This window comes from Chryseobacterium soldanellicola (genome assembly GCF_900100115.1).
Taxonomy (GTDB): Bacteria; Bacteroidota; Bacteroidia; order Flavobacteriales; family Weeksellaceae; genus Chryseobacterium; species Chryseobacterium soldanellicola.
Genome location: NZ_FNKL01000001.1, coordinates 1,051,001 through 1,075,512 on the forward strand (window position 1 = coordinate 1,051,001; position 24,512 = coordinate 1,075,512).

Here is a 24,512-nt window from a genome sequence, read left to right on the forward strand (position 1 = left end):
TATGGAATCCAGCTTAGCGATGAATACATTAATTTTCCTGGGCGTTGCCATTATTATGGTTCCGCTGGCGAGAAAATTCGGGTTAAGTTCTGTCATCGGTTATATTGCGGGAGGAATTATTATTGGGCCATATGTTTTAAAGCTTACAGGAAAAGACGTTAACGGTATTATGCACGCCAGTGAATTTGGAGTCATTATGCTTTTATTCTTAGTCGGATTAGAGCTTGAACCCCGGAAATTCTGGGAAATGCGGAAGAAAATTGTCGGACTCGGATTAACGCAAATGCTGCTGACAATCTCTCTGTTATTTTTAATTTTCATCTGGGCAGGTTGGCGAATTGATAAAGCCATTGCCATTGCGATGTGTTTTGCATTGTCTTCTACTGCCATTGTTTTACAGACATTACAGGAAAAAAATAATTTAAAATCATTAGCCGGAGAAGCATCATTTTCTACCCTTTTATTTCAGGATATTGCGGTGATTCCAATTCTTGCAATTTTGCCGATTATCGCGAATTACAAAGCCAGCCACAATGACAGCGAAATACAGGTTCTTATTCAAACACTTCCCGAGTGGCTACAGGCGGGAACTGTAATTTTAGGAGTTGTCCTTTTAATTTTATTAGGAAGATATGTTTTTGTTCCTTTTTTAAGATACGTTTCAAAATCAGGAATGACGGAATTATTAACTGCCTCTTCCCTATTTTTGGTCATCGGGGTTTCAGAATTAATGGTCGCGATCGGGCTTTCTCCCGCTTTAGGAGCTTTTCTTGCGGGTGTGATGCTTGCCAACAGCGAATTCCGTCATGAGCTGGAAGCACAGATTGATCCGTTTAAAGGACTTTTACTCGCCGTATTTTTTGTCAGTGTTGGTTCTACGATGAATTTTAATGTTATCCAGCAAGATCCGATCTTTATTTTTACTACGGTTTTAGCGGTTTTAATGGTAAAATTTACTGTTCTTTATGCAATTGGAAAATTTTTCAAAATAGATACCTCTCAAAGTTTATTTTACGCATTTGCTCTTTCGCAGGTCGGGGAATTTGCTTTTGTATTGATTAATTATGCTTCAAATCTTTATCTTTTAAGTCCGGAACTTAATGCGCAGATGATGGCTGTCACTGCGATTACGATGTGCATCACGCCTTTCCTTTTAATTATTAATGATAAACTCATCACTCCAAAATTCATTAAAGAAATTCCTGACGAGCAAAGTGATTTTAATATCCTTGACAACGATGTTTCCCAAAAGAAAATTATTATTGTCGGTTTCGGGCATTTTGGAAGTACGGTCGGACGATTATTAAAGGCTAATAAAATTTCTGCGACGGTTCTGGACAGAGATTCCGATCGTGTAAAATTATTGAGAAGCTACGGTTTTAAAGTATATTATGGAGATGCCACTAGAATTCCTATTCTGAGGGCTGCAGGAATTGAAGACGCTGAAATTTTGGTTCTTAGCCTTGACGATTCCGGTGATAATAAATTCATTGCAGATCTTGTCCGCGAACATTATCCGAAGGTGAAAATTTTTGTCAGAGCTAAAAACAGGATTGATGCTTATGAATATTTAAATAACGGAATTAACAATATTTACCGTGAAACTTTGGGAACTGCCGTTGATATGGCTGTCGATCTCCTTCACGAAACCGGAATGCGGAAATATGCCGCAAGACGCCTCGGACAGAGATTTATGGCAATTGATAAGGATTCCATCAGAAAATTAGCCAAGACAAAAGATAATGACGACGAAATTCTTTTATTTACCACAAAAGAAATCCTCCAGCGTGAGGAGGAATTATTGGCTTATGACAATCTGAATTTTGATAATAAAAATTGGGAAGGTTCCTCATCAGACCAAGATGAGGAAACCGCTGATTAATTATTCGATGCTTACGCTTCCGCCGCTGCTTTCATCTTTGGTAACAGAAGTTACATTTCCTTTCTTAGAAACACTTACGCTTCCTCCCGAAGAAGCTTCTGCTTTGATGGTTGATGTTGCACTTAGCTCAACACTTGCACCGCTTGACGCTTCCACTTTTACGTTCTCAGCAACAAGCCCGCGCCCTGAAATACTGCTTCCTGAAGACGAGCTTACCTCTGCATTTTTAGCCTTTCCGGAGATGGTTACACTTGCCGCAGAAGATCCGTCAAGATCAAGATCTACAGCCCAGATTTTACCTTCAAAACTACCGCTGCTATCAACAGAAATATCAAAGTCGTTGGCTTCCAGATTTCCGGAAATACTTGCAGAGCTTGAGGCTTCAATATCCATCTTTTCCTGAACAAACTTATCTTTAACGATGATATTTGCTGCAGAATTTGCAATTAATTTAGAAAAATCTTTAGCAAAAATCCTAGCCGTAACCCTGCTGTTATTCATGACGCGTATTCCGCGTTTGTAATGGATCTGCACTTTGTCTCCGACCTTTTCCACCAATATCTCATCGATGATATTTGCAGGAGCCGAGATTACTATTTTTTCAACATCAGCTTTTATAATTTGAGCATCAATGGCCTGTGAAACTTCAATTTCGTCAAAGGTTTCGTTAAATTCCCTTTCAGTTGCAGGGCCTTTATCATTATTGGTCACTTTATCTACCCAGCCGCTTCCGTTACTGTTTCTGTCATGTTTTTCGTTACACGATGCCAGTAAAGCAAAGGCTGAAAAAATAAAAAGAGTTGTTGATTTCATGTTTATTATTTTATAATTTAAGTTTTAATATCTTTATACTTTAATAACAACTAATTTATGAAAAATATTACATCGGTATTATTAATTTCTGCATTAGCATTTAACTACTCTTGTACTACAATGAAAAAAACCGATACCAAACAGGAAGTTCCTTCACCGGATGCTTCCCTTTCATCAAACCCTTTTATGAAAAAAAGCAAGCTTCAGTACGAAGCCCCGGAGTTTGATAAAATTAAGAATGAACATTTTAAACCGGCTTTTGAATTTGGATTAAAACAACACGACGCCGAAATTCTTGCCATCGCCAACAATCCGCAAGCCCCGACTTTTGAAAATACGATCGTTGCGTTGGAAAAAAGTGGTGAAGTCTTGAAAAGAGCTACCATTATATTTTCAAACTTAACAAGCGCGAATACAAACCCAACTTTACAGGCTTTAGATGAAGAATACGCTCCGATTTTCGCGGCACATTCCGATAAAATGTATCTGAATGAAAATCTTTATAAAAGAATAAAAGCCATCACAGAAAACGGTTTAGACTCCGAAAGCAAAAGACTATTACAATATTATAAGCAAAATTTTGAAATCGCAGGCGCCAATCTTTCTGCGGCTGATAAAGAAAAATTAAAGCAAGTCAATCAGGAGCTGGCTTCACTTTCCACTCAATATTCAAACAAATTACTGGAAGCAAGAAAAGTAGGCGGCGTCTTCTTTTCTGATGCTAAAGAATTAGACGGACTTTCTGCCGATGAAATCGCTGCTGCGGCAACCGATGCAAAAAATGCAGGAAAAGAAGGACAATATCTTTTAGCGTTACAAAATACAACGCAACAACCTCTTTTACAAAATCTTAAAAACAGAGCAACCAGAGAAAAATTATTCAAAGCATCTTGGCTGAGAGCTGAAAAAGGCGATGGAAATGACACAAGGGAAACGATTGAAAAATTAGCTAAACTTAGGCTTAAGAAGGCACAGATTTTAGGTAAAAAAAGCTACGCAGACTGGAAATTGCAGGATCAGATGGCAAAAACGCCTGAAGCTGCAACCCAATTAATGAATCAGATCGCAACGCCGGCTGTAGAAACAGCGAGACGTGAAGCAAAAGATATTCAAGACTTAATCGATCAGCAAAACGGAGGTTTCCAGGTTGAACCCTGGGACTGGAATTTTTACGCTGAACAGGTAAGAAAAGCGAAATTTGATTTAGATGAAAGTCAAATAAAACCTTATTTTGAAATCACAACTGTTTTGGAAAAAGGTGTTTTCTTCGCTGCCGAAAAATTTTATGGACTGACTTTCAAAAAGAGAACCGATCTTCCGGTTTATCATCCTGATGTGGTAACGTATGAAGTTTTTGATCATGACGGAAAATCTATCGCGATCTATTATTTGGATTTCTACACAAGAGACTCTAAAAATGGAGGCGCCTGGATGAGTAATTTCGTTGAGCAGTCTTATTTATTAGGCACAAAACCTGTTATTGTCAACTGTTACAATTATCAGAAGCCTGCTCCTGGAAAGCCTTCATTAATCAGTTATGATGATGTTACAACTATTTTCCATGAGTTTGGTCACTCGATTCACGGGATGTTTGCAAGCCAGAAATATCCTTCTCTTTCAGGTACAAGTGTACCGAGGGATTTTGTCGAATTTCCTTCACAAATTAATGAGCATTGGGCCTTAGATCCGATTGTTTTAAAGAATTATGCGCTTCATTACGAAACAAAACAGCCAATTCCACAGGCTTTGGTTGATAAAATCAAGAAAGCATCAACATTCAATCAAGGATATATGACGACAGAATTAGTTTCTGCCGCAGAACTAGATATGGACTGGCATACAGTAACCAACGAAAGTCAGTTGATTCCAGTTTTAGATTTTGAAAAACAATCGTTGGCAAAACACGGATTTACTTTGGCAACCGTTCCTCCGAGATATCATACTCCTTATTTTGCACACATTTGGGGAGGCGGTTATTCTGCGGGATATTATGCCTATTTATGGTCTGAAACATTGGATAACGACGCCTGGGAATGGATTTCAAAAAACGGAGGACTGACAAGAGAAAACGGCGACCGTTTCAGAAAATATATTCTTTCTGTAGGAAATTCTGTTGATCTTAATCAGGCATTCAGAGATTTTACAGGACATGATCCGGATATTAAACCTTTATTGAGAAACAGAGGATTTATTAAATAAATTATAAAAGCATTCATTAATTTGGATGCTTTTTGTTTTGATTAAACACAAATTTACACGAATATTTTTTCACTAATATCACGAGGATTTTTAATTGTTAAGTTTTGGCTAAAGCCAATTTAGACTTAATATTTTATTTAAACGGGCTAAAGCCCGTTCCTATTGATACAAGATTTGTGTTATTAGTGAAAAAATATTCGTGTAAATTTGTTTTCGAAAATAAATTAAAAATGAATTGTCCCTGCTGCTCAGGAAAAACCTACGAAGAATGCTGTAAACCCTATCACACCGGAGAAAAACACGCTCCGACTGCTGAAGCATTGATGCGTTCAAGATTTTCTGCATTTGCGATTCCGAATGGTGAATATTTAATGGAAACGACTCTTCCCGGAAAACGAAAACTTCACAATAAAAAAGATTTACAGGAATGGGGAGAAATCAATGAATGGACAAAACTGGAAATCGTCCAGACTCCGGCATTGAATCATGTTGAGTTTAAAGCTTATTACACTGATCAGGACGGAAATTCGCAAGTTCATCACGAGTTTTCCGTATTCCAGAAAATGCATGACCGTTGGTATTATGTTTCAGGAGAATTTTTAGATTAAAATAATCATCAACAATATTAAACTCAAAAAAAAATGTCCGACAAAAAATCGGACATTTATATTATTTTTTAGTGAGCTTCGTTTCCGTCAACTCCATGAGCGTGACCATGTGACAACTCTTCTTCTGTCGCAGGACGTGTATTTAAAATTTCTACCTGGAAATCTAAAACCTTTCCGGCCATTGGGTGGTTAAGGTCTGCCACTACAACTTCAGGTGTTACCTCTACTACAAATGCCTGGAAGTTATTTCCCTGGTTATCAGATAATGGTAAAATAGCTCCTACAGGCGGAACTCCAGATTCATTAAACATCTCGATCGGCAACTGCGCAATAGCATCAGGCTGTTTTTCACCGTAAGCTTCCTCCGGCTGAATCACGAAAGCTGCTGTATCGCCGGCTTTTAATCCAAAGATATTTTGCTCAAACTTTGGAATCATCATTCCCATACCATATAAAAATGTAAGTGGGTTTTCTGCTGTTGTCTCTTCTACAAGAATCTTACTTCCATCTGCTTCGATGGTGTGAAGGATGTACTTTACAGCTACAACATGATTTTGTTCAATTGTCATATTTTTCTTTTTTTTCGTGATTTTATTTCACGATTAACGCCACAAATATACTATTTTTGAAAAGACTGATTAAGGAAAAATTATATTATCCTCTCTTCGCTTCGTTTCGCTTTCTCTCTCTTAGCATAAAAAGATACAAACTTTCTACTTTAGCTCTTGCCCAATCGGTTTTCCGTAAAAACTTCAAGGAAGAATTGATGCTCGGATTATCTGTGAAACATTTGATATTAATCTGCTCGCCCAACTTTTCAAAGCCATTATAATATTCAACCAGTTCTTCGAGAATGGTATCGAGTCTTTTTCCGTGTAGTGGGTCTTTAGGTGGCTGCTGCATAAATTATTATTTTAACTCTTCTGTTTTACTTTTTCTTTCGGCATCAATTTTTTTTATACTTTCAGTCATATTTTTGAAAGCTTTTTCTTTCATGATTAGAAGACCATTTCCTTTTCCATTCCACATACTAACATATTTTTTAGAAACAACTGTATAACTTTCCCAATTTGTAAATTTATAATAAAGCATTAACGTACAAATATCTGTAGGTGTAATCGTCTGCCAATTTTCCAAAATATGAGAGTGTACTCCGCCTACTGTTTTTCCTACTTCTTTATCATTAATGTTTTGAACGATCATCCCTTTATGCAACTTTTCAACATTCTTAACCTCATTTTTATTATCAAAAGAAATTAAATAATCATTTCCAAAAACAACAACATTATCAACCGAAGGTCCTGTCAGCACATATACTTTTTTTACATTATTTTTAATAATCGGAACAATATTCAAACTTGTATTTTGATAGACTTTGAAAATAGTATCATTTTTAATTCTAGTTAAGGCATTTTGTCTGATCGTAAAATATTCTGATTCTAAGGAAGTAAAATCTCTTTCATTTAAATCTAGTTTTGCATCTTTAGGATTATAATTAGTAGGAAAAGCAATTGTCCCAATTACTTTTTTATCTTTAGAAAAGAAAATGCACTTTGGAACTTTTTCGTCGATATAAGAAAAATAGCCACTAACATTATCCATTTTTTCATAATTGGCGCGAAAAATATCAGTTCCGTACCAACTTGCCATTTCACTTCTGTATAGGTCAGTACCCTCTTCTTTTATTTCATTTGCAATTTTTTGTAAATCTTGTGCATTCATTACAATTCCCAGTAAAGTAAGTAAAACTACCCAAAGGTTTTTCATATAAATTAGTTTTATCAAAAATAACATTAATATTATTATGTATTAAACTTTTTATATTTAGTTTAATGAAAAACCCTCCACCGAATATTCAATGGAGGGTTTTATTTTTTTTATAATGATTGAATAACCGGTTTCACTTTTTCACCAAATAATTCAATTGATTTCATCATAATGTCATGAGCCGGATCGCCGACATCCATATGACCAATGAATCTTGTAATTCCGAAAATTTCTTTCAGGTAAGCAATTTTATCTGCTACTTCCGTAGGATTTCCGATGAACAATGCTCCTTCTTTGCTCCTTCCGCCGTCAAACTGCATTTTGGTATAAGGCGCCCAACCTCTGGTAGCTCCTATTCTGTCCATTTGAGATTTATAATTATTAAAATAGCCGTCGACAACATTTTGATCTTCACTTACAAAAGTGTGCGAGTGAACGGCAATTTGCATTTTGGTAACATCGTGACCTGCTTTTTGATATTCCTGCTTATAAAATTCAATTAAATTTTTAAACTGAATCGGCATTCCGCCAATGATCGCAACAACTAATGGCATTCCCAACTGTGCAGCACTTAAAACCGACTGTGGAGTTCCGCCAACAGCTCTCCAGATCGAAAGTTTTCCGTCATTTTTTGCTCTTGGATAAACGGTTTGATTTTGCATCGGCGCACGAAGTTTTCCGGACCATGAAACATTCTCTTCTGAATTTATTTTTAATAATAATTCTAATTTTTCATCAAAAAGCTCTTCATAATCGTTCAGGGAATATCCGTAAAGCGGGAAAGACTCAATAAAACTTCCACGACCAACGAATATTTCTGCTCTTCCGTCAGAAATCAGATCTAATGTTGAAAAATCTTCATACACTTTTACGGGTTCTGATGAACTCAAAACTGTTACTCCACTAGCTAATTTTATATTTTTTGTGATGCTTGCCGCTGCAGCCAGAACAATTTCCGGTGACGAAACCGCATAATCCGGACGGTGATGCTCTCCCATTGCGAAAACATCAATTCCGACCTCATCCATTGCTTTTACCTGTTCAAGAATTTCACGGATCTTTACGCCTGCATCTCTATATTTTCCGGTTGTCTGGTCAACTGATAAATCGCCAAACATTCCTATTCCTAATTCCATATTGTTGATTTTAATAACACAAAATTAGATTACTTAACAATCAAAAACATTGATGTTTGATAAGAACGGATATTGTTCTTTTACCTTGAAGCAAAAAAAATCCAACCTCATCGGCTGGATTTAAATATTATTTCTTCAAATTCTGATCAAAATAGTCTGTTACTTTTTGCATTAAATGTACTCTGTCTTTTCCGATCACGTTGTGCGGATGTCCCGGATAAACAAAATAATCTAACTGTACTCCGTTATCAACTGCTGATTTAATGAATTTGATGGAATGCTGCCAGACAACTACATCATCCTGCGCACCGTGGATCATTAATAATTTTCCTTTTAAATTCTGAACTTTATCCAATAAATTAGCCGTGGCGTACCCTTGCGGATTTTCCTGAGGAGTATCCATATATCTTTCACCGTACATGATTTCGTACATGCTCCAGTCGATCACAGGACCTCCTGCAACACCAACTTTAAAAACTTCAGGATGGCGAAGCATGAAACTCGTCGTCATAAATCCACCAAAGCTCCATCCATGAATTCCCATTCTTTCTGAATCAACGTAAGGAAGCGATTTTAGATAATCTACCCCCTTCATTTGGTCGTTCATTTCCGTTGTTCCTAAGTTTCTGAAAACTGCCTGCTCAAATTTCATTCCGCGGTTGGCAGAACCCCTTCCGTCCATCGTGAAAATAATGTATCCGTTTTGTGCCATATATTCATACCAAAGATTTCCTGATGCGGGGAAAGTATTTGTAATTAACTGTAAATGCGGTCCGTTGTATAAATAAACGATAACGGGATATTTTTTATTCGGATCAAAATTCGTCGGAAGGATAATTTTTCCGTATAAAGGTGTTCCGTCGTCAGCTTTTAGGTTTACATTTTTAATTTCAGGTCGCTGATAATTTTTCAATGTATTTTCTGCCGTAAGAATATTGTCGAGTTTTAATGTATTTGTATTGATAATATTCGCAACTCTTGGCATATTAGCATTGCTGTACATATCGTACAGATAATTTCCGTCGCTGCTTAAAATTCCTGTGTGAACGCCTTCTGCATTGTCTAATCGCTGCATTTTAAAATTCGTCCAGTTAATTTTATAAATGTGTTTTTCCAAAGGAGTTTCTTTCGTAGAAGTGAAATAGATTTCCTTTTTCTTTTCATTAAACCCTAAGATTTCAGTTACCAGCCAATCTCCTTTTGTGATCTGTGCGATCAATCCTTTTTCTAAACTATAATGGAATAAGTGATTGTAGCCCGTTCTCTGGCTTTGCCAGATAAAATCTGTATTAGAATTCGGAAAGAAAGTCAGCGGATGTTGCGGCTCGACATATTTGCTGTCTGTTTCTTCGAATAAGGTTTTCACTAAACTTCCTGTCACAGCGTCATATTGGTTCATTTTCATATGATTCTGACCTCTGTTCAGTACGCCAACAAAAATATATTTTGAATCCGGGCTCCAGGTAACAGCTGTTAAATATTGGTCTTTTTCGCCGTCGATATTTAAAAAAACCGTCGACTGAGTTTTAATATTGAAAACTCCCAGCGTCACCTGATGAGACGTTTGCCCAGCCATCGGATATTTGATATTATGATTCACAGCCGGAGTTACCGACCAGTCGATCACAGGATAATCCGCAACCATCGTCTGATCCATTCTGTAGAATGCTACGCTTTCAGAATTTGGAGCCAGGAAAATTCCGGTGTCAATTCCGAATTCATTTCTGTGAACATTGGCAGCGCCATTAAGAATATTTTCATCGGAATCGTTTGTTACCGCGATTGTTTTCCCGTTTTTACTGACATATAAATTATTCTTTACCGTAAAAGCAAAAGTCTGATTATCCCCGAAAACCTTAACATTAGAAGCATTTTCGTCTACTGCAACAGAGTTTTTTATTTTCCAGTCGTTTCCTGATTTTTCCACCCAAACCATTTTGCCGTTTGAATTGAAATAACCGTTTGAATTGCTGATAAATTTGATCTGCGGAACTGCTTTCAGCTTATTATCTGAAAAAGTTTTGTTTAATTGAGTCAAAGACATCAAAGTATCTTGTTTATTCGTTTTTAGATCCGTAATCAAATATCCGCCTTTCACCGCCTGAATGTAAGATTTTCCGTCGTTAGACCATGAAAACTGCGAAATATTTTTCACTGCAAGATTACTTCTCAAGCCGTTTACAGCTTCCGCCATCGTGAATTTCTGAGTCTGAGCAAATGTTGAACTGCCCAAAACCAGCATCAATAAAGAAAATTTATATAATTTCATTGCATAAAATTGAATCCATCAAAAATAAGAAATAAAAATCATCCGTTAAGAAAATGTTAAATTAAAACATTCATAAAATACTTAATATTCATTGTTTTAGTTTGCAACTCTATCATGTTGAAGGTAAAATATTTTTTTAATGCAAAGGCGTTTAACTGTTGTTGTTCAATGATCAAACATATCGCTAATACTAGAGTTTAGATCCTTTCGGGATGACAAACACAGTGTTTATTGGTTGAATATTTAAACTAATGACAAATACCCTAGCCGCGATTGCAGCAATTGTTTGAGCTCATTTAGAGATTTCGGCGGCGGCTTTGCCGCCGCCGAAATCTCTAAATAGCGAGTGCGGAAAGCGGGAAATAGCTCCTTAAAATATAGGTAAATAAATTTCTCCTTGTCGAAATGACGAGTCGGAATGTTAATTTGAAGTTAAAATTATTACAGAACTGATTTCTTATCCTAAATCAATGATTTATACCTTTACCTTGACCTACATTTGCATTATAAATAACAATAAAAAATACAATACAATGGCTACAAAATGGAACTTAGACCCTGCGCACAGTGAAATTACTTTCAAAGTAAAACACATGATGATTTCTAATATTAAAGGAAATTTTACGAATTTCAATGCTGAAATCGAATCAGAAGACGATTCTTTTGCCAACGCAAAAACGACAGCGACTATTCAGACTGATTCTATCTCAACGCATAATACAGACCGAGATAATCACCTGAAATCTGCTGAATTTTTCAATACTGAAGCAAATCCAACGATCACTTTCGAGGCTCAGGCTTTGAACGGAGCTGTTACAGGAAACCTTACCATCAACGGAATTACAAAACCTGTAACTCTTGACATCGATTTCGGTGGCATCAACGTTGACCCTTGGGGAAATACAAAAGCAGGTTTCTCTTTTGAAGGAAAAATCAACAGAAAAGATTTCGGATTAAACTGGAATGCGGCTCTTGAAGCGGGAGGTGTAATGGTAAGCGAAGATGTGAAAGTTGCCGGTGAATTACAGTTCGTAAAACAAGCATAGCAAAATTATTATAGTTTCTAAGACTCAGTGATTTGCTTAATTACTGAGTCTTTTTTTATTAACTTAAATTTAAAACCTTATGAATCTCAACGATTTAAAAAACATTAGCGATCAATTCAAGAATACTCAAAAAATGCCGGTTTTATTTCTCGGGCATGGCTCTCCGATGAATGCTATTGAAGAAAATCAGTTTGTTCAGGGTTTCAGGCAGGTCTCGAAGGAAATTCCGAAACCGAATGCTATTTTATGTATTTCTGCGCACTGGTTTACGGAAGGAACTTTTGTAACCGCGATGGATATGCCGGAAACCATTCATGATTTCGGAGGTTTTCCGAAAGCTTTGTTTGATGTACAATATCCAGCTCCAGGAAGTCCTGAATTAGCCAAAGAAACCATCGAAATTCTGGCGCCGGTTTTGGTAGAAGAAGATCACAGCTGGGGGTTGGATCATGGAGCATGGTCGGTGATTAAACATATGTATCCTAATGCAGATATTCCTGTCATTCAGTTGAGTATCGATTATACAAAACCTCCGCAATACCATTTTGATTTGGCAAAAAGATTACATAAACTTCGTGAAAAAGGTGTTTTAATTATCGGAAGCGGAAATATTATTCATAATTTAAGATTAATCGACTGGAGAAATATCAATACGGTCGGAGCCGGCTGGGATTGGGCGATTGAAGCCCGTGAGAAAACCAACAATTGGCTTTTGGACGGTAATTTTCAGAATATTATCGATTATCATAAACAGGGGACTTCTCTGCAATATGCCGTTCCGAGTCCGGATCATTATCTGCCATTGATTTATTCTTTAGGATTAAAAGATAAGTCTGAAAATCTGTCCTTATTTAATGATGAATTAATTGGCGGTTCGCTGAGCATGACGAGTGTGAGAATTGGATAAACGAAGGCAATTTTCCAAAAAACAAAATTGAGATTAAAATATTGATTTACAATTCTTTTTCGTAGCACACACTTTTGTCGACCCCAATGTATTGTCCGTAATTTGGAATTCTCTGATAGCCGCTTTTTTCATAGATGGAAAGCGCTTCATTCTGTTGTAACGAGCTCTCCAAAACTACTTTTCTATACCCCAATTCTTTTGCCCAATTTTCTAATTCCTTAACAATAGCTGATGCTAAACCTCTTTTCCTAAAATCCGGATGGGTGTACATTCTTTTGATCTCAACAGTATCATCAGCGAACTTTTTGAAGGCACCGCAAGCAGCCGGACTTTCGTCGATATAAATTACAATACAGTTTTTAATGGCATCAATTTTATTGAATTGATCGTAAAATGCGTGATCTTCACCATTACGGATTGCCAAATCTGCATCAAGAAGCTTTACTAAATTTTGAAAGTCTGTACTTGAAGAATCTGTTCTTTTTATCATTGTTTGTTTTTCTTTTGTAAAAATAATGATTTTTATTATTTCCCACAGATTTCAGGGATTTACACGGATGTTTGTGTTTTAGTTTTCAGGATTATTTGTAAAAATATGTGCTAACATCTGTGTAAATCCCTGAAATCTGTGGGGGAAACAAAAAGGCTCCCATTTTCTGGAAGCCTTCATATTATTTAAATTAAAAAATTAATTAACAACGAATTCTCTATTATTAATCAATTCTGCAATCGCCAGCATATCTTTCCCGATCAATCTGTCTTCTTCAAGCTTCGCAACTTTGGAACGAAGGATCGCATAATTTTCTTCAATAATTTTTGAGCATTTCGCAGGTCTTCTGAACTCTAAACCTTGTGCTGCAAACATTAATTCAACTGATAAAATATTAACCAAATTTCCTAAAACCTGGTTGAATTTTCTCCCCGAAATACTTCCCATTGAAACATGGTCTTCCTGCCCTAAACTCGTCGGGATAGAATCTGCAGAAGCCGGGAAACATAGTGTTTTATTTTCCGTTACTAACGCCGCAGAAGTGTATTGAGGAATCATGAATCCTGAATTTAATCCTGAGCTTTCCGTTAATAATCTTGGCAAACCGTATTTTCCTTCCAATAATAAATAACTTCTTCTGTCTGAGATATTTCCCAATTCAGCCGCCGCCAGCGTTGCATAATCTAAAGGTAGAGCCATTAATTGCCCATGGAAATTCCCTCCTGAAATAGATTCTTCAGCACTTAAAACAATCGGGTTGTCTGTTACTGAATTTAATTCTGTTTCAGCCATTAATTTAAGATGTTCAAAAGCATTTCTGCTTGCTCCATGCACCTGCGGAACACATCTCATCGAATAAGGATCCTGAACTCTCTCGCAATCTTCATGGGCTTTCATATTTTCAGAGCCTTTCAAAAATTTCAGCATTCTGGCTGCTACTTTTTTGCTTCCTTCAAAAGGTCTTATATCGTGAAGTTCTTTTTTAAACGGACTTCCGGAACCTCTGTACGCTTCAAGGCTCATCGCCGCCGTCATGTCTGCAAGATCTAATAAATATTCAAATTTTTCCAGCCCCTTGATCGCATGAGCAAGAATAAACTGAGTTCCGTTGATTAATCCCAAGCCTTCTTTCGGTCCCAAAGTCAATGGCTCAAGATTATGTTTTTCTAAAATTTCGGCAGTTTCATGAATATTTTCCCCTTCCCAAACCTGACCTAAGCCTAAAAGCGGTAAAACAAGATGCGCCAACGGAGCCAAATCCCCGGAAGCTCCCACAGAACCCTGCTCAGGAACTACAGGAATAATATCTTTTTCCAGCATTAAGATTAATCTCTCAATGACTTCCAGAGAAACTCCCGAAAAACCTTTTGACAGTGCATGAACCTTCGAGATCATCATAATTTTTGAAAATTCCTTATCAATCGGTTTTCCTACGCCTACCGCGTGAGAAATAATTAAATTATATTGTAATAAAGCTGTTTCGTCTGCAGAGATTTTTGTATCACAAAGAGGCCCAAACCCTGTATTAATACCATAAACACATCTGTCTGACGCTACAATTTTCTGAACATTTTTCTGGGATTTCAAAATCTGATCTTTCGCCGCCTTGTTCAATTTGGCTTTGCCAGGAGTTTTGCAAATCTCCAATACATCATGGAAACTGAAAACATCAATACCGTATATCATTATCTAAATTTTGCCTAAAATTACACATTTAACAATAATTGTAAAACTAAAATATGCGGTTAAATTATTTTAGGCAATAAGTCATTTAATTTGTTATTTTTATGCCCTTAAACAATAACTTATGAAACTTAAAGCTTTATTATTGGCATTATGCCTTGTAAGCACGGCATCTTTTGCACAAAAAGTAAAATATTCCAAGGAAGAGATCAAAAAAATGGAAATGTATCTTTTTAATGAAGGATTTAATTCTCCGTCTCCTAAAAAAACTTCCACCATAATTTTAAAAGACGGAAGCGAGCATAAAGGCTTCTGCAGTAAAATCGACACAAAAAAAGGGCAAATTTTTGAAGTATCAATTAAAGACAGTATTTCTAAAAAAAATACGGTTTTTAATGCTGATCAGATTGGTGAAATGTATGTCTACCCAAGCAATGCAGAGAAATTTGCAAAAGTGGCCAAATACATGGGCAACATTAGGAATTACAGCACAAAAAAATTGACTAAAACAACCAATAATGACCGTATTTATTTCGTAAATCAGACGGTTTCTCTTAAAAACAAAAAAGATGATAAAGAATTCTTAATGCAGGTTATCAACCCCGGATTTGATGATATTATTTCTGTTTATCATGATCCCAGAGCGAAAGAAACGGGCGGCGTTTCATTTGGTTACGGTCCTCAATTAGGCGGTGGCGTTATCAAATCTTTTTATGTAAAAAAAGGTGATAAGGTGATGTGGCTTCACAAAGATGATTTTGAAGACAATTATGACTTTCTTTTTGGAGACAACGCTGAATTTATGAAAAAATATCCTAAAAACTCTGTTGAATGGGATTATTTCAGCTTTTTGGTAAATGAATATACCGAAATGACAAACGGATAAAATGTAATTTTAACATAAATTTTAAGGCTGTAGAAATTCTACAGCTTTTTTTGTGGCTTTAAATTCCGTAATTTTGTTATATGAATCCTTCTTTAGAATTACAGCTTAAAACTTTACCATCCGAACCCGGCGTTTATCGTTATTATGATAAAAACGAGCACCTGCTGTATGTCGGAAAAGCAAAAAATTTAAAGAAAAGAGTTCTTTCTTATTTCAATAAAAATCTTTCCGGATACAGAACCAGAATCATGGTCGGTAAAATCCAGCGATTGGAAACAACCATTGTAAACAGCGAATATGATGCTCTTTTACTAGAAAATAACCTTATCAAGGAGCATCAGCCGTTTTACAATGTGATGTTGAAAGATGACAAAACCTATCCCTGGATATGTATTAAAAATGAAGCCTTTCCGAGGATTTTTCTGACAAGAACCAAAATCAAAGACGGCTCAGAATATTACGGGCCTTATGCAAAAGTACGTCCGGCAAAGATTTTATTGGATACCATTAAGCATATTTACAAGCTCAGGACCTGTAATTTAAATTTGGCGCCCAATAAAATCGACGACGGAAAATATAAAGTCTGTCTCGAATATCATATTAAAAATTGTGAAGGCCCCTGTGAAGGACTTGAAAGCAAGGAAGATTATGATGAAAAGATTGATGCCATCCGTGGAATTATTAAAGGAGATTTCCGGAAAGCAAAAGAATATCTGGTGAATCAGATGATGAAGCACGCATCAAATTTACAGTTTGAACAAGCCCAATTAATTAAAGAAAGACTCAATATTTTAGAAGATTACCAGACCAAAAATACGGTCGTAAATCCAAATATTGATGATGTAGATGTATTTGGAATGACAAGCGACGAAACGGCGGCTTATGTCAATTTCTTTAAAATTAGAAATGGAAATATTATTCAGAGCTTTACTACAGAAATCAAAAAAATCCTTGAGGAATCCGATGAAGATATTATGGAAGAAGCTTTGATTGAAATCCGCCAAAAATTTGGCTCAGATTCAAAAGAAGTGCTTTTGCCTTTCCATTTATCCGTTGAAATTCCGAATGTAAAACTGATCGTTCCTAAAGTTGGCGATAAAAAACGAATCGTTGAGCTTTCAGAAAAAAATGCAAAAGAATATCGTTTAGAAAAGCTTAAACAAGTGCAGATCGTCGATCCGGAAAGACACACCAACAGAATTATGGCTGAAATGCAGAAATTGCTGCGGATGCCTGTTGAGCCGAGACATATTGAAGGTTTTGACAACTCCAATATTCAGGGAACAAATCCGGTTTCTGCGTGTGTAGTTTTTAAGGACGGAAAGCCAAGCAAGGCTGATTACAGGATTTTTCACCCTAAAACAGTGGAAGGCCCGAATGATTTTGCAACGATGGAAGAAGTGATTTATCGCCGGTATAAAAGAATGCTGGACGAAGCTGAAAACCTTCCGCAACTGATTTTGATTGATGGTGGAAAAGGGCAGCTTTCTTCAGCCGTAAAAAGTCTAAAACTGCTTGGCCTTTACGGAAAAATCACCATTGTCGGGATCGCCAAAAGGCTGGAAGAAATCTTCTTTCCGGAAGATCCTATTCCGCTGTATCTTGATAAAAAATCCGAGACCTTAAAAATTCTGCAAAGAGTAAGAGACGAAGCGCACCGTTTTGGCGTAAGACATCACAGAACGAGAAGAAAAAATTCAACGATAAAGTCTGAGCTTGAAGAAATTCCGGGGGTTGGTGAAAGAACCATAGAGATGCTTTTATCTAAATTAAAGTCTGTAAAACGCATTAAGGAATCAAATTTAGAGACTCTGGAGGAAATTTTAGGAAAAAGTAAGGCGAAAATAATTCATGATTTTTTTAATAATAATGAAAATCACATATAATCTAACCCATTAAACACAAAACAATTAAACAATATCAAAATTATTGTTATTTTAATCCTAAAATGGAGAAATAATTATTTTTTTTATAATTTAGACTGGTATAAATAAATACCAATTATTATGAAATTAAATTATTTTTTCGCGAAATCATTTGCATTATTTTTAACGGCTTCACTGGCAAATCTGCTGTCTGCTCAGACGTATTGCAGCCCAAGCTATAACAGTGGCTGTACTAACTGGAGAATTACTCAGGTCACAATTCCTCAGGTTGGCTTTGATAATACTTTTGCAGCAGGAACATGCATTTCAGCTAGGGATAGAACATCTGTAGTTATTAATTTGACAACAGCTACAAACTATACTTTAAATGTATTAACAACTAACTGGATTGCTTGTGGAATGGCCATCGATTTTAATAAGGACGGTGATTTTGATGATGCCGGAGAAACATTATTTTTACCGGCTTACAGTGGAAATCAAAATGAAACTTATACCGGAAACTTCATGATTCCCGCTTCAGTATTAGCTGGAAGCTATAGAATGAGAATATGGAACCGTCTTGCGAATTCCGGAGCAGGCTCTCCTACTCCTGATTCTGCATGTAGCGTTTATGGATATGGTACATGGACGGATTATACTGTAAATATTGCACAGCTGGCTACTTCGGAGGTTACAAAATCTACAGCCAGAATTTATCCGAATCCTGTTTTAGATGTTTTAAATATTGAAGATACTAAAACAGTGAAATCTATAGAAATATATGATCTGAATGGTAAGCTGATTAAAAATGAATCTATCAATAATAAAAAAGCTTCTGTAAGATTATCAGATCTGATTCCCGGAGTTTATACTGCGAAAATTGTAAGTGATAAAGGAAATCAAACCGTTAAGTTTATTAAAAAATAAAAATTTAAACAGCTAATAAAAAACGCCTTATCTTCTATCAGATAAGGCGTTTTTATTTTTTATATATAAGTAATATTATTTTGCCGAGAAAACTTCTTTAGAAAATTCTCCGTTTGATTGTTGGATTTCAATAATGATATTCCCATTTTCAAAATATCCGATGGTGGAATCTCCGTTTTGTAGCTTTACCCTGAAAACGTCTTTTTTCGCACTTGCTTTAAATGTAGCATAAGGAACAGAGCTGTTGGCGTCCGCAAGAATAAACTGATCATTGTCAATTTGTATTTTTTGCAAAGTCACTTTTCCATTGCTATATTTACCTGCAGCTGGTGCTTTTGATTCCTGAACGACTGCCGTGCTAGTTGTAGAATTATTATTTTCTGAAACCTTTGATTTCTGAACAGGCAGATTAGCAACCGGTGCCGAAATCGGAACCTGCTTTAAAGCATCTTTCAGGGCATCAGGAAAACCTTCCTCATATTCCTTGATCATGGACATTCCTTTTGATTCAAGTAAAACTTTATCGTTGCAGTCTTTAAACTGTAAAATAACCTTATTTCTTAAAAGGCTTTTATCATTGATAATATCTGCATTCAGGGCACTACAAGCATTTTCTCTTACCACATCAGGCCAGGCATCTCTGGTGCCTGTCACGGCAATATAGTTTTTAGCAAACAAGGCTCTTTCAAGATAACCTTCCAAACCAAAGCTATTTTTAAAGGTCTGCAGTTTTTCAGGGACAATTATATATTTATAATCAGAAACTTTTTGTTGCCCGAAAGCAGTAGTTAAACAAAATGCAAATAATGCTATAGAAAGTTTTTTCATTATAATTAAAATTAAATTAGTCATTTCTAAATTCTCCCATATCCAATTTAAGAGAGAAGAAATTAGAATAGAAGTTAGATCCGCCAATCCCAGAATTTGTAATGGCATAATCCAGCGTAAGACCTCTGTATCTGATCCCGATCCCGGCACTTGGCTGGAAAGAAACTTTTCTTTTAAGGTCTTCAATATCTGTAATAGACTGAAATCTGTTAACCCCCAATCTTACAAAAATCATTTTCTGATATCCTAATTCAGCTCCCGCATACGGCGTAATACTTGCAAAATCACTTGAAACAAGTGCTGCCGTTTTAGCAAAATCTACATTGATTCCTGCTTCCGGTAATACATAAACACTGCTGTTGATATCGAATTTCTTACTTGCCCCAACATTCAGTTTAGGCATTGTAAGCTCCATTTTATCTTTGGGCGCAGGGTTGAATTCTTCCCCATTTACGACCGTTGAAAGCTCTTTTTGATTTACACTCCAAAAATTGACCGTTGTTGTCGCATCACGAAGCATTCCTCCGAATCTCCATCCGTTATCACCTTTATAAATGGCTCCCACATCAAATCCAAAGCCATATCCGCTGGCAAACTTTCCTACATTTCTGTAAACGATTTTAGCATTCACCCCGACATCCAGTTTAGGATTTCCTCCCGGATGAAAGGCATAAGAAAGTATCGCTGCGTAATCTGACTGTGAAAATTTTGTAATTTTATCATAATCGATATTTCCTTCAGTATCAATTAACTGAGTTGTATTTAAAATATTATCAACTCCCAATCTCACCACCGAAACCCCGAAAACGCCCTCTTCCAAAACTTTAGCATAGGCCAGATAATCGTACTTTGCAATAGATTCGAAATATTCTGCGTGCATTGCCGCGCCCTGCCAGTCTCTTTCAATTGCCATTAAACCAGCCGGGTTCCACATCGGTGAATAGACATCATCCTGACTGGAAATTACGGCTCCTCCCATTGCCAGACCTCTGGCGCCGGCTCCAATATTTAAAAATTCATTGGAATACTTTCTGATAATCTGAGATTGTGAAAACCCGAATATCATTAAAAATGTAAGTAAAAAATATTTTTTCATCATATAAATTGATGCTTAATTTAAGTTTTTTTGCTTCTTAGCTTTTATTAATGCATTGGCAATGATTGCCAGTATCATAACTCCCGAAGCTACATAAAAAATATAACTCATGTGCTCTGATTCCCCAAAGATAAAAAAAGCTAGTATAATTCCGTAGACCGGTTCTAAATTAACTGTTAAAATTAGTGTAAAAGGCGAAATATATTTCATTAATTTCACCGATTCCAGCATCGGGAAAGCAGTGAAAACACTTGCCAATAAGCATATTAACGCAATATCCCTGTAACTTATTTCATTCATCTGAAAAATTTGCCCGTTAATCAGATAAAATACCAATAAAATTGCCCATCCTGAGAAAATTTCATAAAAAATAATATTTCCGGAACTTGTTTTCCCAAACATTTTTCCGTTAAAAACAGAAAATATGGTTCCGAATATGGCGCAAAACACTCCATAAATAATTCCTTCTTTATAATGAAATTCAGTTTTAAAAATCAATAAAATACAGGCGACAATCACTACTCCCATAATCACCTCTGAGACATCAATTTTACGCTTAAAAATAATGGGCTCTAAAATCGAAGCAAATAAAGTAGATAAAGACAAGCAGCTCAGCGCAATTGAAACATTGGAAACTTTGATCGAATAAAAGAAACAATACCAATGCAGCGCCATTGCAAAACCTATGGCCGCAAGCTGAAAAAATATTTTTTTTGAAACCTTAATGCTCTCTTTTTTATAAATCCTGATGAAAACAAATAAAAAAATTGCGGCAAACAGCATTCTGTAAAAAACCAAAATCTGAGCATTTGCATGAATCAGTTTTCCCAAAATTGCAGTAAATCCCCACAAAAAAACAATTAAATGCAATCTGAAAAGTGCTAATTTATGCATCTTATAACGCTTTGAATTTTAAGTTGCAAATTTACAAAAGGCTTTTACAAATGAAGCAAAAAATGTAAAATTAACGTTTGAAAACCTATATAAAATTTTTCCAATAAAAAACCCTGAAAGTTTGCTCAACTCTCAGGGCCTTCAAATAATAAACTATTAAAAAAATAAACTAGGAACTTAGAGTATTAATAGAGATAATTATCCCTATTACTCTATCGTAAAGTTAAAAAAAATATCAGATAATTGAAAATATTTTTTTGTTAAATATTTCACAAATTTCTGAATACCAATTATTTAAACAAGTGTTTTATTACAATTACTATTCCTTATAAAAATAGTATCTTTAGGCGGAAAAATTGAAATTTTTATGGACATTGAATTCAACAAACGAGAAGATCAAAATAGATTAAAGCTATCCGAAATAAACAGATTACTTACCGAAATTAAAAAAGGAGGTGGAGAAAAGAGGCTTCAAAAGTTACGTGATGAAGGAAAAATGACTGCACGAGAAAGAGTTGAGTATCTTCTTGATAAAGGTTCGGATTTCATAGAAATTGGCGCTTTTGCAGGTTTTGAGATGTATGAAGAGCACGGCGGTTGTCCAGGTGGCGGCGTTGTGGTGGTTATGGGATATGTTTCTGGGAGACAATGTCTTGTTGTAGCGAATGACGCATCAGTAAAAGCCGGAGCTTGGTTTCCGATCACCGGAAAGAAAAATTTAAGAGCTCAGGAAATCGCCATGGAAAATAAGCTTCCAATCATTTATTTAGTTGATTCTGCCGGCGTTTATTTACCGATGCAAGACGAAATTTTCCCTGATAAAGAACATTTTGGAAGAATTTTCAGAAATAATGCCAAAATGAGTTCAATGGGTATCATTCAAATTTCAGCCGTAATGGGCAGTTGTGTGGCAGGTGGAGCTTATCTGCCTATCATGAGCGACGAAGCCATGATCGTTGATAAAACAGGCTCTATCTTCCTTGCGGGAAGCTATTTGGTGAAGGCTGCGATTGGCGAAACCATTGATAATGAAACTTTAGGAGGAGCAACAACACACTGTTCTATTTCCGGAGTTACGGACTATAAAGCTAAAGACGATAAAGATGCTTTAGACAGAATTAAAAATATCATGAAATCTATCGGTACTACAGAAAAAGCCGGTTTTGACAGAATTGAAAGTTTTCCTCCAAAAGAAAAGCAGGATAATATTTTTGGAATCATGCCCGTTTCCAGAGCCGATCAATATGATACGTTGGAAATTATTAAATGTCTTGTAGATAATTCTGAATATGAAGAATATAAGCCTGATTACGGTAAGACAATAATCTGTGCTACCGCCAGAATTGATGGTTGGTCCGTAGGAATTGTTGCCAACCAAAGAAAATTGGTAAAAAGTGGAAAGGGTGAAATGCAATTCGGAGGTGTAATCTATTCAGATTCAGCCGATAAAGCTACAAGATTTATTGCAAATTGTAATCAAAGAAAAATTCCATTGGTTTTCTTGCAGGATGTTACCGGTTTCATGGTAGGTTCAAAATCAGAGCATGGCGGCATTATCAAAGACGGAGCAAAAATGGTAAATGCTGTTGCCAACTCTGTCGTTCCTAAATTCACCATCATTACAGGAAATTCTTACGGAGCCGGAAATTATGCAATGTGCGGAAAAGCTTACGATCCTAGATTAATCGTTGCATGGCCTTGGGCAGATCTTGCTGTAATGGGAGGTTCGCAGGCAGCAAAAGTATTAGCACAAATCCAAGAATCCACCTTAAAAAAACAAGGAAAAGAAATTACAGAAGAAGAGCATAATGAAATTTTAGACACTATCTCTAAAAGATATTTGAAGCAGACAGAATCAACCTATGCGGCTGCCAGATTATGGACAGATGCTATTATTAACCCTGTAGATACCAGAAAATGGATATCCATGGGAATTGAAGCAGCGAATCATTCTCCAATTACCGAGAAATTTAATTTGGGAGTTATCCAAGTATAATAAATAATCATTTAAAAATATTTTAGCCTCACTTTCAAAGTGGGGCTTCTTTATGAAGTTAAAAAATAATAAAGAAGCATAAACTTTCCACAATGTGTCTATTAAGGCAATATTCTTGTTAGTATAGTAAGAAGCTAACACCTACAAAACTCTTATCTATTGTTAACAAAAACTTATGAAAAGATATTTTGCAGTACTCATTACTATTTATACTATTTTCCTTTTATGATGTTTTTCGGATGTGATAGAGAAACATCGGCTATAAGCTACTTTCAATTAACGCCATTCAATACAATTCATCATTTTTTATGTGATGATCATATTAACAAGCAGTCATTTTTAATTAATTTGATAGGAAATATCTTTGTCTTCAGTCCTTTTGGTTGGTTAGGATTAACTATTAAAAAACTTAATAAAATAATTCCTCTTATCCTTTTTTTTATTCTTACAATAAGTTTAATTGAAATAACTCAATCAATCACGGGTCGTGGAGTAGCTGATATTGATGATGTAATTTTAAATACTATAGGAATGCTATTTGGATATTCTACATTTAAATTTGCAACCTGGAAAAATATAGCCAATATCAGATTTTATCTGTATCTTAAATATACACTGCAAGTTTCTAATATTAAATAATATTGACGAGTCTTTAGCATTTAGCAAAAATAAAGAATAACGTTGCATAAAAAACATTGACAGAAAATATTTTAAACCTGAAGGAAGCAATGAAAATGCAAAACTCTTTCTTTTCATTTTTTACTATCAAGATAATTAAGAGGTAAAGATAGATTAAGAATAGCTTTTCTGTTTTTATTGAATTTATTCCGGCATCTGACAGTATATCTTTAAAATATTTCTATAATTAACTGGAGCTCCCAAATTAGGCAATAGGCAATAGGCAATAGGCAATAGGCAATAGGCAATAGGCAATAGGCAAAAATACTCCTTCCTTATTATTGATGACTAATTGATCTTTTTATTAATGATTAATGCTTGATTAATCATTAATGCTTGATCATTGATCAATGATGTATTTTTTTAAAGTATGGGCATAAAAAAACTCCTTCATCTTTTGATGAAGGAGTTTTAAATAAAAACTGGCGGCGACCTACTCTCCCGCTATTCGCAGTACCATCGGCGCTGGTGGGCTTAACTTCTGTGTTCGGAATGGGAACAGGTGAGCCCCACCGCTAAAACCACCCTAAATAAGGTATATA

The 24,512-nt window shown here is 35.7% G+C and carries 21 protein-coding genes and 1 rRNA gene; 10 read left to right on the forward strand and 12 right to left on the reverse strand.

Translation table 11 applies throughout. From position 1 onward, the window contains the following. Position 1 precedes the first annotated feature (1 nt). Positions 2–1,882 (forward strand): monovalent cation:proton antiporter-2 (CPA2) family protein, encoded by a 1,881-nt coding sequence (locus tag BLT04_RS04620; RefSeq protein WP_089754098.1) that lies wholly within the window; start codon positions 2–4, stop codon positions 1,880–1,882. Here the strand turns inward: BLT04_RS04620 and BLT04_RS04625 are convergent, their stop codons facing one another. Continuing rightward, positions 1,883–2,695: a GIN domain-containing protein gene (locus tag BLT04_RS04625; protein ID WP_089754100.1), complete on the reverse strand. Its 813-nt coding sequence runs from the start codon at positions 2,693–2,695 to the stop codon at positions 1,883–1,885. A gap of 57 nt (positions 2,696–2,752) precedes the next feature. On the opposite strand from BLT04_RS04625, the gene BLT04_RS04630 reads away from it, so the two are divergent. Together BLT04_RS04630 and BLT04_RS04635 are read left to right on the forward strand one after the other, a co-directional pair. Beyond that, complete coding sequence (locus tag BLT04_RS04630) at positions 2,753–4,894, forward strand: M3 family metallopeptidase (RefSeq protein ID WP_089754102.1); 2,142 nt, start codon at positions 2,753–2,755, stop codon at positions 4,892–4,894. 230 nt (positions 4,895–5,124) lie between these two features. After that, the gene (locus tag BLT04_RS04635) at positions 5,125–5,502 is read left to right on the forward strand and encodes a YchJ family protein (RefSeq protein WP_089754254.1); all 378 of its coding nucleotides are present in this window, start codon (positions 5,125–5,127) and stop codon (positions 5,500–5,502) included. 68 nt (positions 5,503–5,570) lie between these two features. Here the strand turns inward: BLT04_RS04635 and BLT04_RS04640 are convergent, their stop codons facing one another. The 5 genes from BLT04_RS04640 to BLT04_RS04660 all read right to left on the reverse strand — a co-directional run bounded on the left by BLT04_RS04640 (position 5,571) and on the right by BLT04_RS04660 (position 10,674). Continuing rightward, positions 5,571–6,071, reverse strand: a complete 501-nt coding sequence (locus tag BLT04_RS04640) for an FKBP-type peptidyl-prolyl cis-trans isomerase (protein ID WP_089754105.1) — start codon at positions 6,069–6,071, stop codon at positions 5,571–5,573. Positions 6,072–6,156: 85 nt separating this feature from the next. Next, positions 6,157–6,405, reverse strand: coding sequence for a VF530 family protein (locus BLT04_RS04645; RefSeq protein WP_089754107.1), 249 nt, complete (start codon positions 6,403–6,405; stop codon positions 6,157–6,159). Positions 6,406–6,411: 6 nt separating this feature from the next. Next, positions 6,412–7,269 carry a hypothetical protein gene (locus BLT04_RS04650; RefSeq protein WP_228421905.1) on the reverse strand — a complete coding sequence of 286 codons (858 nt, stop codon included), beginning with the start codon at positions 7,267–7,269 and terminating at the stop codon, positions 6,412–6,414. 110 nt (positions 7,270–7,379) lie between these two features. Beyond that, the gene (locus BLT04_RS04655; protein ID WP_089754109.1) at positions 7,380–8,405 is read right to left on the reverse strand and encodes an LLM class flavin-dependent oxidoreductase; all 1,026 of its coding nucleotides are present in this window, start codon (positions 8,403–8,405) and stop codon (positions 7,380–7,382) included. 127 nt (positions 8,406–8,532) lie between these two features. Then, a complete protein-coding gene (locus BLT04_RS04660) occupies positions 8,533–10,674 on the reverse strand; it encodes a S9 family peptidase (protein ID WP_089754111.1) in 2,142 nt (713 codons plus the stop codon). A 533-nt stretch (positions 10,675–11,207) separates the two neighbouring features. On the opposite strand from BLT04_RS04660, the gene BLT04_RS04665 reads away from it, so the two are divergent. Both BLT04_RS04665 and ygiD read left to right on the forward strand, forming a co-directional pair. After that, positions 11,208–11,720 carry a YceI family protein gene (locus tag BLT04_RS04665; RefSeq protein ID WP_089754113.1) on the forward strand — a complete coding sequence of 171 codons (513 nt, stop codon included), beginning with the start codon at positions 11,208–11,210 and terminating at the stop codon, positions 11,718–11,720. Between the two features lie 79 nt (positions 11,721–11,799). Continuing rightward, positions 11,800–12,627, forward strand: coding sequence for a 4,5-DOPA-extradiol-dioxygenase (ygiD, locus tag BLT04_RS04670; RefSeq protein ID WP_089754115.1), 828 nt, complete (start codon positions 11,800–11,802; stop codon positions 12,625–12,627). A gap of 46 nt (positions 12,628–12,673) precedes the next feature. Here the strand turns inward: ygiD and BLT04_RS04675 are convergent, their stop codons facing one another. Continuing rightward, positions 12,674–13,117, reverse strand: a complete 444-nt coding sequence (locus BLT04_RS04675; protein WP_089754117.1) for a GNAT family N-acetyltransferase — start codon at positions 13,115–13,117, stop codon at positions 12,674–12,676. Positions 13,118–13,315: 198 nt separating this feature from the next. After that, positions 13,316–14,803, reverse strand: a complete 1,488-nt coding sequence (gene hutH / locus BLT04_RS04680; protein WP_089754119.1) for a histidine ammonia-lyase — start codon at positions 14,801–14,803, stop codon at positions 13,316–13,318. A gap of 121 nt (positions 14,804–14,924) precedes the next feature. On the opposite strand from hutH, the gene BLT04_RS04685 reads away from it, so the two are divergent. From BLT04_RS04685 to BLT04_RS04695, 3 genes are all read left to right on the forward strand, one after another. Next, a complete protein-coding gene (locus BLT04_RS04685) occupies positions 14,925–15,686 on the forward strand; it encodes a hypothetical protein (RefSeq protein ID WP_089754121.1) in 762 nt (253 codons plus the stop codon). An 80-nt stretch (positions 15,687–15,766) separates the two neighbouring features. Next, positions 15,767–17,572: an excinuclease ABC subunit UvrC gene (uvrC, locus tag BLT04_RS04690; protein ID WP_089754123.1), complete on the forward strand. Its 1,806-nt coding sequence runs from the start codon at positions 15,767–15,769 to the stop codon at positions 17,570–17,572. 120 nt (positions 17,573–17,692) lie between these two features. Continuing rightward, the gene (locus BLT04_RS04695) at positions 17,693–18,478 is read left to right on the forward strand and encodes a T9SS type A sorting domain-containing protein (RefSeq protein WP_089754125.1); all 786 of its coding nucleotides are present in this window, start codon (positions 17,693–17,695) and stop codon (positions 18,476–18,478) included. A 75-nt stretch (positions 18,479–18,553) separates the two neighbouring features. Here the strand turns inward: BLT04_RS04695 and BLT04_RS04700 are convergent, their stop codons facing one another. From BLT04_RS04700 to BLT04_RS04710, 3 genes are read right to left on the reverse strand one after another with little or no spacing between them, the layout of a single operon-like run. Then, on the reverse strand, positions 18,554–19,306 hold the full coding sequence (locus BLT04_RS04700; protein ID WP_089754258.1) for a hypothetical protein: 753 nt from the start codon (positions 19,304–19,306) through the stop codon (positions 18,554–18,556). A 16-nt stretch (positions 19,307–19,322) separates the two neighbouring features. Further along, the gene (locus tag BLT04_RS04705; RefSeq protein WP_089754127.1) at positions 19,323–20,405 is read right to left on the reverse strand and encodes a putative type IX sorting system protein PorV2; all 1,083 of its coding nucleotides are present in this window, start codon (positions 20,403–20,405) and stop codon (positions 19,323–19,325) included. A 12-nt stretch (positions 20,406–20,417) separates the two neighbouring features. Then, a complete protein-coding gene (locus tag BLT04_RS04710; protein WP_089754129.1) occupies positions 20,418–21,296 on the reverse strand; it encodes a DMT family transporter in 879 nt (292 codons plus the stop codon). Positions 21,297–21,663: 367 nt separating this feature from the next. Here BLT04_RS04710 and BLT04_RS04715 point away from each other — a divergent pair, with 367 nt between their 5' ends. Both BLT04_RS04715 and BLT04_RS04720 read left to right on the forward strand, forming a co-directional pair. Further along, a complete protein-coding gene (locus tag BLT04_RS04715; RefSeq protein ID WP_089754132.1) occupies positions 21,664–23,292 on the forward strand; it encodes an acyl-CoA carboxylase subunit beta in 1,629 nt (542 codons plus the stop codon). A 225-nt stretch (positions 23,293–23,517) separates the two neighbouring features. Next, entirely contained in the window at positions 23,518–23,931 is a 414-nt protein-coding gene (locus BLT04_RS04720; RefSeq protein ID WP_089754134.1) for a VanZ family protein, read from the forward strand. 459 nt (positions 23,932–24,390) lie between these two features. Here BLT04_RS04720 and rrf read toward each other — a convergent pair. Continuing rightward, positions 24,391–24,499, reverse strand: a 5S ribosomal RNA gene (rrf, locus tag BLT04_RS04725). Between the last annotated feature and the right edge of the window lie 13 nt (positions 24,500–24,512).